The organism is Sporosarcina luteola (assembly GCF_007991495.1).
Taxonomy (GTDB): domain Bacteria; phylum Bacillota; class Bacilli; order Bacillales_A; family Planococcaceae; genus Sporosarcina; species Sporosarcina luteola.
Window position 1 is genome coordinate 1 of sequence record NZ_BJYL01000009.1, and the last position, 14244, is coordinate 14244.

Annotated in this window: 14 protein-coding genes; 8 read left to right on the forward strand and 6 right to left on the reverse strand. The window is 45.9% G+C overall.

The features are described from left to right. Window positions 1–182 precede the first annotated feature (182 nt). Complete coding sequence (locus SLU01_RS03840) at window positions 183–1118, reverse strand: YflT domain-containing protein (protein ID WP_147055541.1); 936 nt, start codon at window positions 1116–1118, stop codon at window positions 183–185. A gap of 185 nt (window positions 1119–1303) precedes the next feature. Here SLU01_RS03840 and SLU01_RS03845 point away from each other — a divergent pair, with 185 nt between their 5' ends. Both SLU01_RS03845 and SLU01_RS03850 read left to right on the forward strand, forming a co-directional pair. Then, window positions 1304–5140: an AAA domain-containing protein gene (locus SLU01_RS03845; RefSeq protein WP_170232578.1), complete on the forward strand. Its 3837-nt coding sequence runs from the start codon at window positions 1304–1306 to the stop codon at window positions 5138–5140. Continuing rightward, window positions 5141–5884, forward strand: a complete 744-nt coding sequence (locus SLU01_RS03850; protein ID WP_147055545.1) for a hypothetical protein — start codon at window positions 5141–5143, stop codon at window positions 5882–5884. It abuts the gene before it with no gap. Between the two features lie 71 nt (window positions 5885–5955). On the opposite strand, the gene SLU01_RS03855 is transcribed toward SLU01_RS03850, so the two are convergent. The 3 genes from SLU01_RS03855 to SLU01_RS03865 all read right to left on the reverse strand — a co-directional run bounded on the left by SLU01_RS03855 (window position 5956) and on the right by SLU01_RS03865 (window position 8094). Beyond that, on the reverse strand, window positions 5956–6378 hold the full coding sequence (locus SLU01_RS03855) for a general stress protein (RefSeq protein ID WP_147055548.1): 423 nt from the start codon (window positions 6376–6378) through the stop codon (window positions 5956–5958). 127 nt (window positions 6379–6505) lie between these two features. Next, window positions 6506–7855 (reverse strand): tripartite tricarboxylate transporter permease, encoded by a 1350-nt coding sequence (locus SLU01_RS03860; RefSeq protein ID WP_147055550.1) that lies wholly within the window; start codon window positions 7853–7855, stop codon window positions 6506–6508. Continuing rightward, a complete protein-coding gene (locus SLU01_RS03865; RefSeq protein WP_147055552.1) occupies window positions 7855–8094 on the reverse strand; it encodes a hypothetical protein in 240 nt (79 codons plus the stop codon). Before SLU01_RS03865 ends, SLU01_RS03860 begins: the two co-directional genes overlap by 1 nt. Window positions 8095–8231: 137 nt before the next feature. On the opposite strand from SLU01_RS03865, the gene SLU01_RS03870 reads away from it, so the two are divergent. From SLU01_RS03870 to SLU01_RS03880, 3 genes are all read left to right on the forward strand, one after another. Further along, window positions 8232–8969: a hypothetical protein gene (locus SLU01_RS03870; protein WP_147055554.1), complete on the forward strand. Its 738-nt coding sequence runs from the start codon at window positions 8232–8234 to the stop codon at window positions 8967–8969. Window positions 8970–9143: 174 nt separating this feature from the next. Further along, complete coding sequence (locus SLU01_RS03875; protein WP_147055556.1) at window positions 9144–9368, forward strand: hypothetical protein; 225 nt, start codon at window positions 9144–9146, stop codon at window positions 9366–9368. An 84-nt stretch (window positions 9369–9452) separates the two neighbouring features. Beyond that, complete coding sequence (locus SLU01_RS03880) at window positions 9453–9650, forward strand: hypothetical protein (RefSeq protein ID WP_147055558.1); 198 nt, start codon at window positions 9453–9455, stop codon at window positions 9648–9650. Window positions 9651–9872: 222 nt separating this feature from the next. Here SLU01_RS03880 and SLU01_RS03885 read toward each other — a convergent pair whose 3' ends face one another. After that, window positions 9873–10910: a YsnF/AvaK domain-containing protein gene (locus tag SLU01_RS03885; RefSeq protein ID WP_147055560.1), complete on the reverse strand. Its 1038-nt coding sequence runs from the start codon at window positions 10908–10910 to the stop codon at window positions 9873–9875. Window positions 10911–11053: 143 nt separating this feature from the next. On the opposite strand from SLU01_RS03885, the gene SLU01_RS03890 reads away from it, so the two are divergent. Together SLU01_RS03890 and SLU01_RS03895 are read left to right on the forward strand one after the other, a co-directional pair. Next, the gene (locus tag SLU01_RS03890) at window positions 11054–12073 is read left to right on the forward strand and encodes a C40 family peptidase (RefSeq protein ID WP_147055562.1); all 1020 of its coding nucleotides are present in this window, start codon (window positions 11054–11056) and stop codon (window positions 12071–12073) included. Window positions 12074–12135: 62 nt separating this feature from the next. Continuing rightward, window positions 12136–13059 (forward strand): patatin-like phospholipase family protein, encoded by a 924-nt coding sequence (locus SLU01_RS03895; RefSeq protein WP_147055564.1) that lies wholly within the window; start codon window positions 12136–12138, stop codon window positions 13057–13059. Window positions 13060–13103: 44 nt separating this feature from the next. Here SLU01_RS03895 and SLU01_RS03900 read toward each other — a convergent pair whose 3' ends face one another. Next, window positions 13104–13790, reverse strand: coding sequence for a C40 family peptidase (locus SLU01_RS03900; protein ID WP_147055566.1), 687 nt, complete (start codon window positions 13788–13790; stop codon window positions 13104–13106). Between the two features lie 286 nt (window positions 13791–14076). Here SLU01_RS03900 and SLU01_RS18320 point away from each other — a divergent pair, with 286 nt between their 5' ends. Further along, window positions 14077–14208 (forward strand): hypothetical protein, encoded by a 132-nt coding sequence (locus SLU01_RS18320; RefSeq protein ID WP_281288361.1) that lies wholly within the window; start codon window positions 14077–14079, stop codon window positions 14206–14208. Window positions 14209–14244 lie beyond the last annotated feature (36 nt).

Sequence of the window (14244 nt, forward strand, 5' to 3'; positions counted from 1 at the left end):
GAAAGGGTTCTCGTTCCTGCCTATGGAGTTCTCATTTATTCCAAAAGAGTTCTCGTTCCCGCCTATGGAGTTCTCATTTATTCCAAAAGAGTTCTCATTCTCACTCCGAATTTTCAGATTCATAGTCAATCACATAAAAAACCACACACCGTCAAGGTGCATGGTCGATTTCATCAATTATCTCAATCACGATTCTTCGGAACGAGCCAAGTTCCGGCGCCATCCTCTTCTTTCCTGACATTTCGCAGGTCAATGATGATCTGATCCTTCGATTCGTCAGTGTCTCCTAAATAAACTCCTTGCATCAAATTCTGTTTTTCAGTCTCCTCATCAAAACCTACCGTTTCCGCCATCGCATCTTGACGGTCCATTTGGCTTTCCATGAAGTTGCGCGGATCGGGGGTGACGTCCGGGCGTCTTTCATCTGCATTGTCTAACTCCCTCTTCCGACGGGCTGCTCGGTGCAAATGACTGCGTTCTTCGGACGGTGTTCCGCGGATTTGCGAAGGTGGGGGAGGGTTGGCCGAGTTCGGTTCATATTCGGAACGGTCGAATAGAGCTTCCGTACCCACTCTGCCAAATAAGAGGTCTTCACATGGGACCGTCCTGCCACCTTCATAGCTATCCGTCATCACGCTGTCCCGGTATTCATTCTTCGGCAAGCCGTCCTTTCCGATGCCGATGGGCGAATCATCTTGCTGATTCAACCGCTCCGCTTCAGATAGAGCATGATTGAATGGGTTCGATTCTTCACTATTCCGCTGCGCATTGATCTCATATGCGGATTTCTCGGGTTCGCCTTCAACATATAACAGCCACTTGCCTTGTTTGATCTCCGCTTCATATCGCCTTAAGTCCGCCTCGTCAAAACCGACTTCGACAAGCATACTGCGCACATGGTTTTCTCCGGAAATATAGCCGATGAAACGATCCAGCCAATTCGAAGGGGCCGATTGAATATCATCAGACGTATGACGTCGCAGCATCTCGACATCCTCTTCTTTTCTTGCAATGACATACATATCCTCCGGGTCAATCCCTTTTTCATCCAACTCCTCAATGGCGGCTAGCAACGCCTCTTCTGTATCGTACAACCCAACAAAGGTTTTTGGGGTCATATCCTCTCACTCCTTTTATCGATTACATACAATGACAATCTACCAATCTAATACCCGAATTTTCGAAATGGGAAACGATTGCAATAAATTCCACTTCCCGATTTTTAATGAATCCGAACCCGCTTTTGTTGTATGATAGAACGTATGGTTCATTTCGGAAAAGAATTAGAAAGGAGGTTGTCCTGATGAAAAATAGCGAAGTGATGAGCTGTCGCCTCGATATGACGCATCGAGCACGCAAGGAAATCGGGAACTGGGCGATTGACGAAAATGAACTTTTCTCCATGCAGGACCATTTTGACGTCTACATCGAAAAACTCCCCGCCAAACAGGACAACATGACATTCTCCTTCTACTTCGACCCACAAGCGAATGTCCGTCTCGCAACCCACCTGAAAGAACGGGTGGCGGTGATGGAATGCGTCTACAAAAACGAAGGGTTCCTGGCGACAAGCTTCCGGGTAAAAGGTCGGAAAGAGCCTGTTCGGACGAATCGCCGACTTGGCGTTCGCCTGGCATTCGCTGTCAACCGGCGTACGGGCAGTCCGATGCCGATCCAGCTATATACGAGCCTACGGGAGCTCCCTGTCGCAATCGAACGGTCGGCATACGTCGAAAAACGGATCGCGAGCTGGGAAGGATACTTGCGAATCGAGGAGAAAAATGCGGATGTCGCTGACATTACTGCCCATTTTTCGCAAGCGCATGTCAATGATTCATTCAGTCAGCTCACAATTACTTGCAGCGGCTTGGAGGCGAAAGATTGGAATGCCATTACCGGCTTCAGCGCCAAGCTGAAAGGTTCAGGCGATGATCTTGGAAATGTCGTCAATGTGAACCGCGGCAAGCGTACAGTGAAAATCGAATTGAGCCGGAAGTATCAAGCCGTTGCGCGGCGGGGTTCTTTATTGCCAAAAGACGCCCGTGAAATCGTCTTCAGCAATTTCGCTGAGTTAAGTCAAATCCGGCGATTGCGAAAAGGATTTAAGGACTTGCAGGACGGATTCGCGGCGAATGCCAATTTGGAGAAAATTTTATTCGAAGAACGGCCGGTCGTGCAAATTACGAACAAGCGGCTTGAGCTCGAATTCCACCATCCGCTTAACGAATTTCAACGGGAGGCGGTTACCGGCGCGATGTCCGCGAATGATCTGTATGTCATCCAAGGACCGCCGGGAACAGGGAAAACGACGGTTATCTCTGAACTTTGCCATCAGCTTATGAAAGCAGGGCAGCGGACACTAGTCGCTTCGCAATCGAATTTAGCGGTAGACAATGCGCTCGGACGGTTATTATCTGATCCGGGCATTCGGATTTTACGCTATGGACGGACGGAAAGCATCGAGGAGGAAGGCAAGCGGTTCATCGAAGAGAATGTCGCCCTTCACTGGCGTGATGAAACATTGGCGGCAGTGAATGAACAGCGGGAGAACCGCGCGGACCGGGAGCGTCAAATTAGTCTCGAGTTGGAGCAAATCCAAAGGGAAATGGATCGCTTAGAAGCAGAAATGGAAGCTGTTGAACAGCAAATCGTTGAGAAGAACGCGGCAGCAGTGGAAATACGGGAATTGACAGAGAAACTTGAGGTTTTGCAACAGCAGCAACAGGAAATTTCCGGGAAGCAGATTTCTTTAGAAGAACAACAAGCGACGTTAACAGAAATGGCGGAACAGCTTTCTTTCGCGATAAAAAAATCTGAGGAGCAGCTCGAAGCTCATTCATTTACTCCTGAATTACATGAAAAGCTGGCGGATGTTGAACAACGATTAGCAACTCACCAGAAAATGCTCCGGTATTTCCAGACGGTGGAAGCGATCGACTATGCAGAAATCGCCGTTCGGAGACTGGAAGAGGAGACTGGAGTTAAGCGAGCGAAACGAGGACCGCTGACACGATTCGTAGAAGAACTGACTCCTGTCCGGAAGCTGCAAGACGTAGAAGGGCTATTCGCCACGCATCAACTAAAGCCCTCACTTTCGACGAGCCTTGAAATGAATGCACTTCGCCGTTTGCGTGTTGAAATCGTGAACGGAACGTATCCGTATGCTCTCCTCGAATGGAATGAAGTGGCGGAGCGGCTGTCGAACGGGATCGGATATGCGGAGAAACTGCTGAAAAAGTATTTATATCCTGTTGAAAAAGTGCGCAGTAAACAGAATGACAAATACAATACGCCCGAAGAGATGCATGAAATGCTTGATAAAATTAGTCGATTCTTCGTTCTGCCGGCAACGAAAGAACTATTGGCGATGCCGGCAAATCCTAAGAAATCAGCGCTATTGCATCGTCTTGCTGAAAATCTCGCCTATTTATATGGGAAAGCGGAGGAAGTTCAAAAGCATGCATCGCATATAAAGACGTCTTCGGATCGTGAGGCGTCTGGCCGTTTTACTGCATTAAAAGATGAAATTATGGATGAAATGAGAGCAGAACTTCGTGAGCTCGAGAATGAAGAACAGCGAAGTGAGCAGGCGATTAATGAACATGTCGAACAGCTACGGAAGTTGAAAGAGGAGAGTTCAGCACTTGCGCAATTCGTCGATGAGCAAGTCAATTTGCCGGATGTCGAAAACGCGATTGAGGAACTTGAAAAAGAGCTTGCCGAGTTTGAAAAGCGGAAAGGTTTATTCCAACAGGCTGAAAACATTCTGGAGGAAAATACCCGGAAAGCTGACGACACAGCGAAACAGTTACTTGCTGTACAGGAAGAATTGGCATCGTTGCTGAACGAAAAGTCTGAGTTGGCGAGTGACATACAGACCGTCGAAAATCGTGTGCATGGCCTGCAGAAAATCGTCCAATTAGAACCGGAAAATCGCAGGAAAGAAATCGTTGCAGAAACGGGTGAGAAGGAAAAGAAAGCTGCAAGTTTACAAAAAGAGCTTGCACAGTTGCCGATCGCTCGGGCATTACAGGATGAATGGAGCGAGTTGCTGGCTAATGCTAGTGACTTTGACTTGGATGAAATCCGGAAATTATATGTGAAGCATGCGAATGTGATTGGGACGACTTGCGTTGCCTCTGCGCGGAAGGACTTCATGGAGGATTACCCAACTTTCGACGTTGTCATCATCGATGAAGTGTCGAAAGCAACGCCGCCTGAGTTGTTGCTTCCGATGTTGAAAGGGAAGAAAATTGTCCTCGTCGGGGATCATCATCAGTTGCCTCCGCTAGTCGGACGGGAGACGATGGAGGAATTCATCGAGGAAATCAAGGATGCCGACGAGAAGAAGGAACTGCGTGGAATGCTGAAAGAATCGTTGTTCGAACGGCTTTTCAGAAGCTTGCCGAAGCAGAACAAGACGATGCTCGGTATTCAGTATCGGATGCATGAGAAAATTATGGAGACGATCGCGCCGTTTTACGTGGATGGCAAGTATCGCCTGCAATGCGGATTGGATGATTCGGACGCGGCGCGAGACCATGGGCTGACGTCACGATATTTGAGACGCGATGACCATCTGCTTTGGTTTGACATGCCAAATGAGCCTGCCTATTTCGAGGCGCAAGTAAAAGGCGGCACGAGCTTATACAATGATGCTGAATTGCAGAAGGTTAAGGAGCTGCTTTTTGATATCGAGGAAGCGACGGGTCTTGCGAAGCGCGAAGGAAGAATGCCGGCGGATGCGAAAAAGAGTGTTGGCGTCATCAGTTTTTACGGCGAACAGGTGAAGCGGATTGACCGGCTCATTGAACAGGAGATTATGCCGAAACATTTGCATTGTCGGACAGGTTCTGTCGATAAATTCCAAGGGATGGAAATGGATATTATCATTTTAAGTTTCGTTCGGAATCATCAGCAACCGAGCGGGACGATTGGATTTGCGGAAGACTATCGCCGCTTGAACGTCGCATTGTCGCGCGCAAAGGAATTGTTGATTGTCGTCGGAAGCGCGGATATGTTCACAAACCGACCGAAAAAAGCGGAGACGAAAGCGATGTACGGCAGGTTGGTGGATCAAGTGAAACAACTGGGCGGATTTAAGGAATTGGTTTTGGAGAACTCGGAAAGGAATGGATAAATGGACGGTTTAGAAAAAAAACTGCACCATGAATTGCTGCGAGATCCGAATGTGAAATTGCTAGACTCGTCCAAATGGTCATTGCCTATCCAAACGTTTGATGTTGAGTTTGAAACGGTGAAGCGCAATCAGATGGATATTTTGATGAAAATGCTGCTTATCGCTTTTAAGACTTCGGGATTCGGATCTGCGGAAGAAGTGAGCAGCATGCTAGTTGTCGAACCGTTATTCATAGAAGACATGATCAATCGGATGAGCAGGGCAGGTATGATTGTGAAGAGTGACGGTGTTTACTCATTGACTGCGTCTGGCCATCAACAATTAGACACCGGTATTTACGTACAGCCACCTGAACAGGAAGAGGCGACTGTCTATTATAGCCCAACGCATGAGACCTTTTTAACAGGTGAAACGGCTGAGGGCGAAGGGGAGAGCTACCGGTATGCGAAGGATGTTCGCAAGACGGTTACATTTAGTGATGGCGAATGGCGGCAAGCGCTTGAACCGCTAGGAGTTGCAAATGCGGAAGGCAGTGTGCAGAAGGTCATCGAGAAAATTACAGCTGTCAATGAACTGGAAAAGGCTTCAGTCACCTGCTATGAGTACCGTCTTCATCAGCCTGCTGACGACCGGTTGTATGCGCGTGTATGGAATACGATGACGGGCGAGTGGGATGAAACGCTGGAAGCGCAAATTATAGAACGTGAAATTGCGGAGTGGCGAAAGAATTATTTGAAGAAATAAGCAAACACCCATGGAAATGATTCGTTCCATGGGTGTTTTCCGTTCCAGCTCTGGGCGCCCTGCGCTTTTGTTTAGTTATCTAGCCCAACTTCCGATTCATCCAAGGGAATTGGCTCGTAGCCGTCGTACCGTTTTTCTTCCGCTTGCAGATCAGCATTGCGGGTGTTTTCATACTTTCCGTTCACGTAAAGCAACAAGGCGCCTTCCTGAACGGCATGGAAATATGTTTTAGCTTCTACGTCTGTAAATCCTGAATCATGCAGCATGTGGCGTACATTTTCTTCACCTACTAAAAATTGCATGGGCCGATCGAATAGGAAAAAGGGAGAGTTGTCCCTGTCTTTTTCGGCTTTATCTCTCAACTCTGCAATTGCTTTATCATCCTTCATAACGATTATCATATCTTGTTCATCCACTCCATCGTTCTTCAGCTCTAGAATTTTAGAAACCAATCGCTCTTGAGTTGGGAAACTGCCGATAAACGTTTTTTTCATCGTACTACCTCCTCAAACGTCCTTGCAATGGAAAATACCCTTGTTGAGGAGAATGAAACCATATTTTAAAGGCGGCCATTTTTATTCGGCTTCAAAAAAAGCTCGCAAGCCTTTGTAAACACCGGTTTCAAATCAAGCCGATTAGCCAAGGCGCTGCATAGAGAATCATGAACATGACGCCGTAGTTGACGCCGTGGCGATGAAGGAAACCAGCAACTAATGCGACAAGCATAACACCAAAAATATTCGCCCATCCGGCATCCATGAACGCAAGCATGACGACGAGTCCGGCAAATAATCCGATTAGCGCTTCATGCGGTACCCATTTGAAAACGAATGCACAAATCTCATTTGAAAATTTGATTGTTACGTAGAATGTAAGAATGAGTGCGACAGTAGCGCCGATTAACGTAGCAACGACAATTTCCCCCATCGACATGATATGGTGGATGTTATGTTCCGGTGTGAAAACCGGCGGTGCATTGAACAAAGCGCTCGCGGGGCCGATTGCCATGGGCGACAGTGGTAATCCGATCGCGATTAACGGAATCAAGGTCCCTGAAATATAGGAGGCGTTTGTCAGTCCGTCCATCGTCGAGATGGCGCGTGATGCCCGTTGGACTGGGTCTTTAATATGTCTTGTCAGGAATTCACCGAGGAAAATCGTCATACCGACAGGCGTCAGGAAGAATGTCAATGTTCCAAGCGAGCTGCCGAGTGCGGATGTGGCGACTTCCTTCTTCGTCAGGATCGTGAATGGGTTCGGAAATCCTTTTATGCTTTTTTGGTTTTTGAATGAAATTTCTTTTTCCCCGATGATTTTTTCGCGTTCTCGGTAGTCTTTATTCATTAACTCAAAGAGCTTGTAGACGATTGGTCCAATCGTAATTCCGAGGAAGAAGGAGACGAAAACGGTTGTCCCTTCAGGCACGATACCGATGTCCCAATAGAGGTGCCGAAGTCCTTGGATGAGCAACGCGAATGGCACGATCATAAGTAGCGATAGTAATTTATTTGCAGATAAGAATGCTAAGAAAACCGCACCAAGGAAGAAGATAAGCCCGGCGTGTTTGCTGATTGATGATGCATAGGGCATGATCAGACTTGCGACGAGCAAACTTAACGGGATTGAGACGATTGTCCCGATGACCGAGCCAGATGCCATTTTGCGTATACTGACGTCAGGCATCCCGTGTTCTTTCAGCACCATCGCGTGTTCCACCATTGGGGCGGCCATGACTCCACCCGGGATTCCGGCGATTGCGACGGGAATCGAATCGGTCAGCTTTTTCGCGACAATGGCGGAAATGAAGAATGCTAAGACGACATACGGGGACACGTTCAGTAAGATGAGTGCCAATGTAATCGGTGCAAGAACGGCCGTCTCGTCTGTGCCAGGAGCGATTCCGATGATTGTGTAAAGGACGGAACCGCCGATGCTGGCAAGAACCATCAGTAAGATGATCGTTAAGTCCATTACTCAATCTCCTCTGTATCTGTAATGATTTTGCGTTTTGGCTTAATGATGATGCTTGAAATGATAAAGGCGAGCAATCCGCCGGACAGTCCTAATACTAATGGCCAAGGCTGTTCGCCTGGTGCAAGTAAATAGCCGCCGAGTGTAAGGGCGATGGAAAGCACGATTGAAATGAGCAAATCCCTCAAATTTACGTTATCCCCCCAAATATCATAAAACGTATTATTTCTCTTCTCCATAACCATCCTCCTTCCTCAAAAGTATAGATGTTTTCCCTGGTGCCTGCCACCGAAACAATTCGGAATTGAATGGGTGGCAGGCACCTTGAAGGTTTCATAGTATACGGAAAGGAAGTTTGCGTGGAGGAGTTTGGAAATTGGGGAAATCGAAGGTTCATTTAAATGGATGGATGGATGATTTTCTGACGAATCAAAACCGGTTCGTTTGGAATCCGTATATGGCTTTCATGAAAGAACAGCGGGAGACGAATGAGCATCTTGTCATAACGGTCAATCGGTTGGAACAGCTTTGTGGGAGGCTTCTGGAGATTGTGAGCCGCCAGCAAAGTGTCCAAAAGAACCGTTATTTACATTTAAGGGATAGGATTTGGGAAGTGCAGGAAAAGATACGATCCACTTCGGTACGGCAAGATTCCATACGAGAGGAGCTCGGAAAGCAAGGGGAGGCTGTGTTTCGTCTTCGAAAGAGCTTTCGGAATCATCGGATGTCCATGCACGAATTCACGGTGAATCAGTATGATGACTTGCATGAAATTCTGAGTCTTCTCGATCGAATCAGTGCGGATCATATAAAATTCGGGGAGATGCAGGAAAGAGTGATTGGGAAGTTGGACGCGCAAAACATAAGTCGGAAGCATGACGTAGAAACGGTGGAGACGTCGATTGAAAGGATTTTAGAAGCAAAAAAAAGCATCGGCAAGCTTCTTTCCACATTGCCTTCAACCTACCCAATCCAACAAATCATCGTAGAGGGCGCAATGATTCCTGTTATTAATCTATTGAATGTAGATGAAAAGAAAGGGATTGCCTATTTCACCTCTGCTTCAGGTGTAGTGACGGTCGCAATTGATAAATTGGACGCCATTCATTGGTGAAAGGTCATGCCATTCTTGAGAAAAGCGGGCTTGTGTAATGGCTTGCTTTTTTCTTTTGCATTAATGAATGGACAACCGAGTGTCCGTCCTAACTGCTCCGGAATCGCTGTAATACAGTATAAGGACCCCTCAAATTTAGAAGGGGTTTCTTTAAGGGAAGGGGGTGAACAAGCTATGAGTAACACAACTAGACCAGGAAGAAATGACGCTCCCATTTGCGAGTTGCTAATGAATTTGCCACCATTAACAGCACTCACTGAAGTTGTTGTCGATGGAATTCCATTTGCAGTAACTTCATTTATCAATATCAATTCGGACACCAATCTCGCATACTTCCTATCTACGGTAGGGACAACACTTATCGTAGACTGCGATAGCCTCTCGCAAGTGAGTTTCTAAGCCTGCCCATCCTTTGGACGAACCATGGACAGGCTACTCAGTTGCTTTCTAGCCACAGCTTCATCGGAAGGGAGGTGAATCGACATGGCAAATAACGCAATTTGTGATCTGTTGGAATCTTATCCGATCAGCTTCGCTTTAGCGAGTATTGTAGTGGATGGGTATCAGCAGCCAGTCACATCGTTTACAACTATCGACCACGACAGATCCCTAGCTTATTTTAACTTTGGTGGCACTACTGTTGTCGCAGATTGTAACAAGATTTCTCTCATCGAGATTTAACATCTGCCGGCAATGAAAATCGGGCAGAGGCAGCATCCTTACCATTCAACTCCTTCACTACCCAGCCGAAAAACTCACCCCAATTCGGTTAACTAAATAGAAGCATCCATCTCAACTCAAAAAGTGTCTCACCCCAAAATAGACACTAAAAATGCCCGCAAAGCGCATGCTTTGCGGGTACTCTCTGTTTCGTTTAGTTACAGGCGCTTTTGTTTTCTTTAATCAAAAAGATTCCTCATCCTTTTTATTTCGGAAAGTCGGTTCGTCAATGAATTCATCTTGGACATCGACTTCACCGGATTTTTCAAAGCGGGCTTCTTCATGTCGTACGGTTTCATTCACAGTTTCAGTGTCTGCCACTTTACGTTTTCCGACGACAATTTCTTCAGATACATATGGTTTCTTCGTCACTTCAAGACGTTCTTCGGTAATCGGAACGCGGATTGTTTCATCATCCTGCTGCATTTTGAATTCAGTTGTATCCGTTTCATATTCATTCACAGGTCGACGCTCCACATACACTTCTTCACGCATGACAGGGACATCAAGGGATTGTTCTTCCTCAACGACATCCTTGTGAAGCGTGACTTCACCACGTTCGACTTCTTCCTTGTCTACGCTGAGCCGCTCTTCACGTAGACGCATCTTTTCTTCAGTCAAGTTTTCGTCAAATCGATCGGTCTCATTGAAGCGGGCCGAGTTTTCATTTCGAAGCGCCTCGCCGCCTACTCTTCCGAAGCTTTCTTCATTCCCCTCATACATATGAGAATCCTGAAATGCGCCTGTTGAAGATGCCTTTTCATAATTCGGTTGAGATAATTCGTTCGCCTCAAAATCAGTGACTTGGTTCCCACCTAGGTTAGGATCCGTCCAAGCGCCACCGGCTTCAAGTGTGCTGAAGCTGCCATCCGTTTTCGTATGAAGCCTGTTCACTTCGCCTTCATCGACATACAGAAGCTTTCCACCGTTTTGTATTTGCGTATAATAGTTATCCATATCATTGTCCGCAACCCCGACATCGTGAAGCATGCTGCGCACGTGATTCTCGCCGGTTAGGAAATTCATAAAGCGGTCGAACCAAGATTCCGGCTTTGTTTGCACATCGCCATACTTCATGCCTTGGAACATAACTACATCTGATTCATCTTGCGCAATGACGTAAATATTTTCACCATCGATGCCTTGTGCTTTCAGATCATCTATCTTCGTCATCAATTCCGAGTCGTTATGATACATACCGATAAATTTTTTATCATTCATGTAAGATCTCTCCTTCTCTTTGATTGATGGTACTGTTTTATAGATACCCAATCTTGGAGGATAAAAACTTCTAGAAATGAAAGATTCGCTTTGCAATAAATTAGGAATATACTAAAATTGATAGAATAGGAGGGAGAACATACATGCAAAAGAAAATCGTACTTATAGTAATGATATTTTGCTTATTCATTCCGTTTAGTAATAAATCTGCAGTTTTGGCATCCGTCAAACCGCCAGCGAAAGCTGAAAAAGTTCACTATGCAATCAGTGTTCCCGTAACAAACGTATGGCGTGCGCCGAATAAGACACGCAAAATCGACGCGGTTTCTATCAGTGCGAACCCCGATATGGCGAAATGGACGAAAAGCTTAACGGTTGCCGAGAAGAATGGCCTAATCGGCAGGACTGATACCCAAGCATTGTACGGGGACCGAGTGGAAGTGTTGAAGACGAGCGGGAACTGGCTCTATATTGCTATCGCTGACCAGTTGAATAAAGGACAGGAAAAAGGATACGAGGGATGGGTGCCGAAATCGCATGTGAAAGCATATACGCCCGGCGCTGAAAGTACCGAAATTGCGGTCGTTACTGCGAAAATCGCTTCCTTATACAACGAACCGAAACTCCATGACAAATATAAGTTCATCGACATTAGCTATACTTCAATCCTCGAAGTTTTGAAAGAAGAGAAGGATTGGCTGCAAGTGCAGACGAAAACGGATGGCTTGAAATATGTCCGAAAGAAGGATGTTTCTGTCTATGCCGATTTCGAATCAATTCCAAAGCCGACACAAAAAGAACTTGTCGACAGCACTAAACAGTTTGTCGGCCTTCCTTATCTGTGGGCAGGTGCATCGGCGTATGGATTTGATTGCTCAGGATTAATGTATGCTGTCTATAAAAATCATGGCATCCTCATTCCACGTGACTCTTCTGTCCAAGCGACATATGGGACAGCGGTGAAACGGAAGGATTTACAGCCCGGGGACTTGATGTTTTTCGCGCATAATAAAGGAAAGGGAAACGTGTATCACGTGTCGATGTATATCGGTGACGGGAAAATGGTACATGCCCCCAATTCATCAAAGAAAATTGAAATCGTCAACATTGATAGAGGCACTTATAAAACCAACTACGCAGGTGCCAGGAGATATTTGAAATGAAATGAGAGTTCTACAATCCTTCCTAGAAGATTATAGTATAACAACGCCATGGGAGGGATGCTGTGTTCATTGATGGGGTGTTTGCAGGTGGCGGTTTGAAGGGGTTTGCATTGGTCGGTGCGTACCAAGTGTTGGAAGAGAAGGGATATCGGTTCAAACGGGTGGCAGGCACGAGTGCTGGAGCGATTCTTGCTTGTTTCATTGCCGCAGGGTATACGGGCAAGGAAATTGAGCAGATGATGGTGGAGGAGGATCTGCAGTCGCTGCTCGATACGAGGAAGACGATTGTTCCGATTCCTTTCCTGAAATGGCTGACATTGTATTGGCGCATGGGTCTTTATCAAGGGAAAGCTTTAGAGGACTGGTTTTTCGAAAAATTGTCTGTGAAGGGGCTTTATACGTTTTCAGATTTGCCGCCAGGGTCGCTTAAATTGGTGGCGTCCGATCTCACGCATGGGAAGATGATCGTTCTGCCAGATGATCTTGTCCATTATGGCATCGAGCCGGGAATGTTTCCGATTGCCCGCGCGCTTCGGATGAGCTGCAATATCCCATTCTTTTTTGAACCCGTCCGATTCAAAGCGCCGACTGGGGAAACGATCGTCGTAGATGGCGGAGTTTTAAGCAATTTCCCGATGTGGATTTTTGACGACGAAAACGGAAGACGGGAAAGGCCACTCATTGGTATGAAGTTAAGCCACCGGAAGGATGATATGGGCGGCAGGGAAATAACGAATGCGCTCAACTTATTCGAAGCATTATTTTCCACAATGAAAAACGCCCATGACGAACGGTATATCTCCCGGAAACACGAAAAGGACATCATATTCATTCCCGTCGAGCAATATAGCGCGACCCAGTTCAATATGGAAGATGAACAGAAAGATGAGCTCATTGAAATCGGTCGGTTGCGCGCGAGGCAGTTTCTACGGACTTGGCCGTATTCGAATGAAAGAACAAATCAGAACTACAGAATCATTGTATGAAAAAACGCCAGTACATTTTCACACGTACTGGCGTTTTTTATGTTTTATATCCTTTTAAAGCTATGGAATTTCGACTTCCAGTAGCTATTATTTAAGCTGACGACTTGAGATTGTTTTCCGCCCGCGTGGACGAATTTATTATTTCCGATATAAATGCCGACATGTGAGATCCCTTTGCGATATGTGTTTTTGAAAAATACGAGATCTCCTGGTTGTGGTTCAGAAACTTTTTTTGATTGCGCATACTGCCCTAGTGTATCACGAGCGACAGTTTTTCCGGATTTCTTGTAGACGTACTGTACAAATCCACTGCAGTCAAACCCATTTATCGTTGTCCCGCCAAAACGATAAGGAATTCCAGTCAACCCTTTTGCTTTTTTCGCGACACTATTGGCTAAGGCTACATTAGTAGAACTCTTCCCGACCGTCTTCTCAGTCAATAAAGTGCTGAGCGCCCAGCCTGTCTTGCCATTGACCTTAACTTTGTACCATATTTCTTTGCCGACTTTTTTCTCGTCGATCACTGAAACTTTTGTTCCTTTTTTCGCTAATAGAACTATTTTATGATTCGTTCCAGCTCCGGAACGGATATTTACATTATAGGCTGTTGAATATGTACCATTGTTTACTGATGCAGACTGTGATGTGTTAGCGCTCGCCTCGGCATTTCCTGTTGCGATTCCAAAGGCCAATGACCCGGCTACGAGTAATGATAAAGCGACTTTCTTCATTCATTTCCCCTATCTACCATTGATCTGATGGTTGTTTTATTTTTATATTAGGTATTGATCACTTTTCCTATTCTAAAGATTAAACATTACAAGAGAGGGTCAATTAAATTACAGAAAGATTACAGACACGTAATATTAGGTTTAAACGCGGTAAATAAAGGGAATTAAGGTAACTGTTTCATTTGAATAGTGAGTGATTTCTGAAGAATAATATATTTTCTCGATGTGTATCCTTTCTGTTTTCGTTACATACTATATAAAAGAAGAACGAAATGGAGGGATCAGTATGGTGCAACTCATCTATCTGATGGCAGCTGCTGAAAATCATAAAAGGATGACAGAAACAAAGCGTGTCACGAGCGGAACATTACGAACAAAAGCGTTACAGAAAGAAGATAAACGGCTGAAAGGGCAATAAGTCCATCCAGCCGTTTTTTTTGTCTGCCAGCCTAAG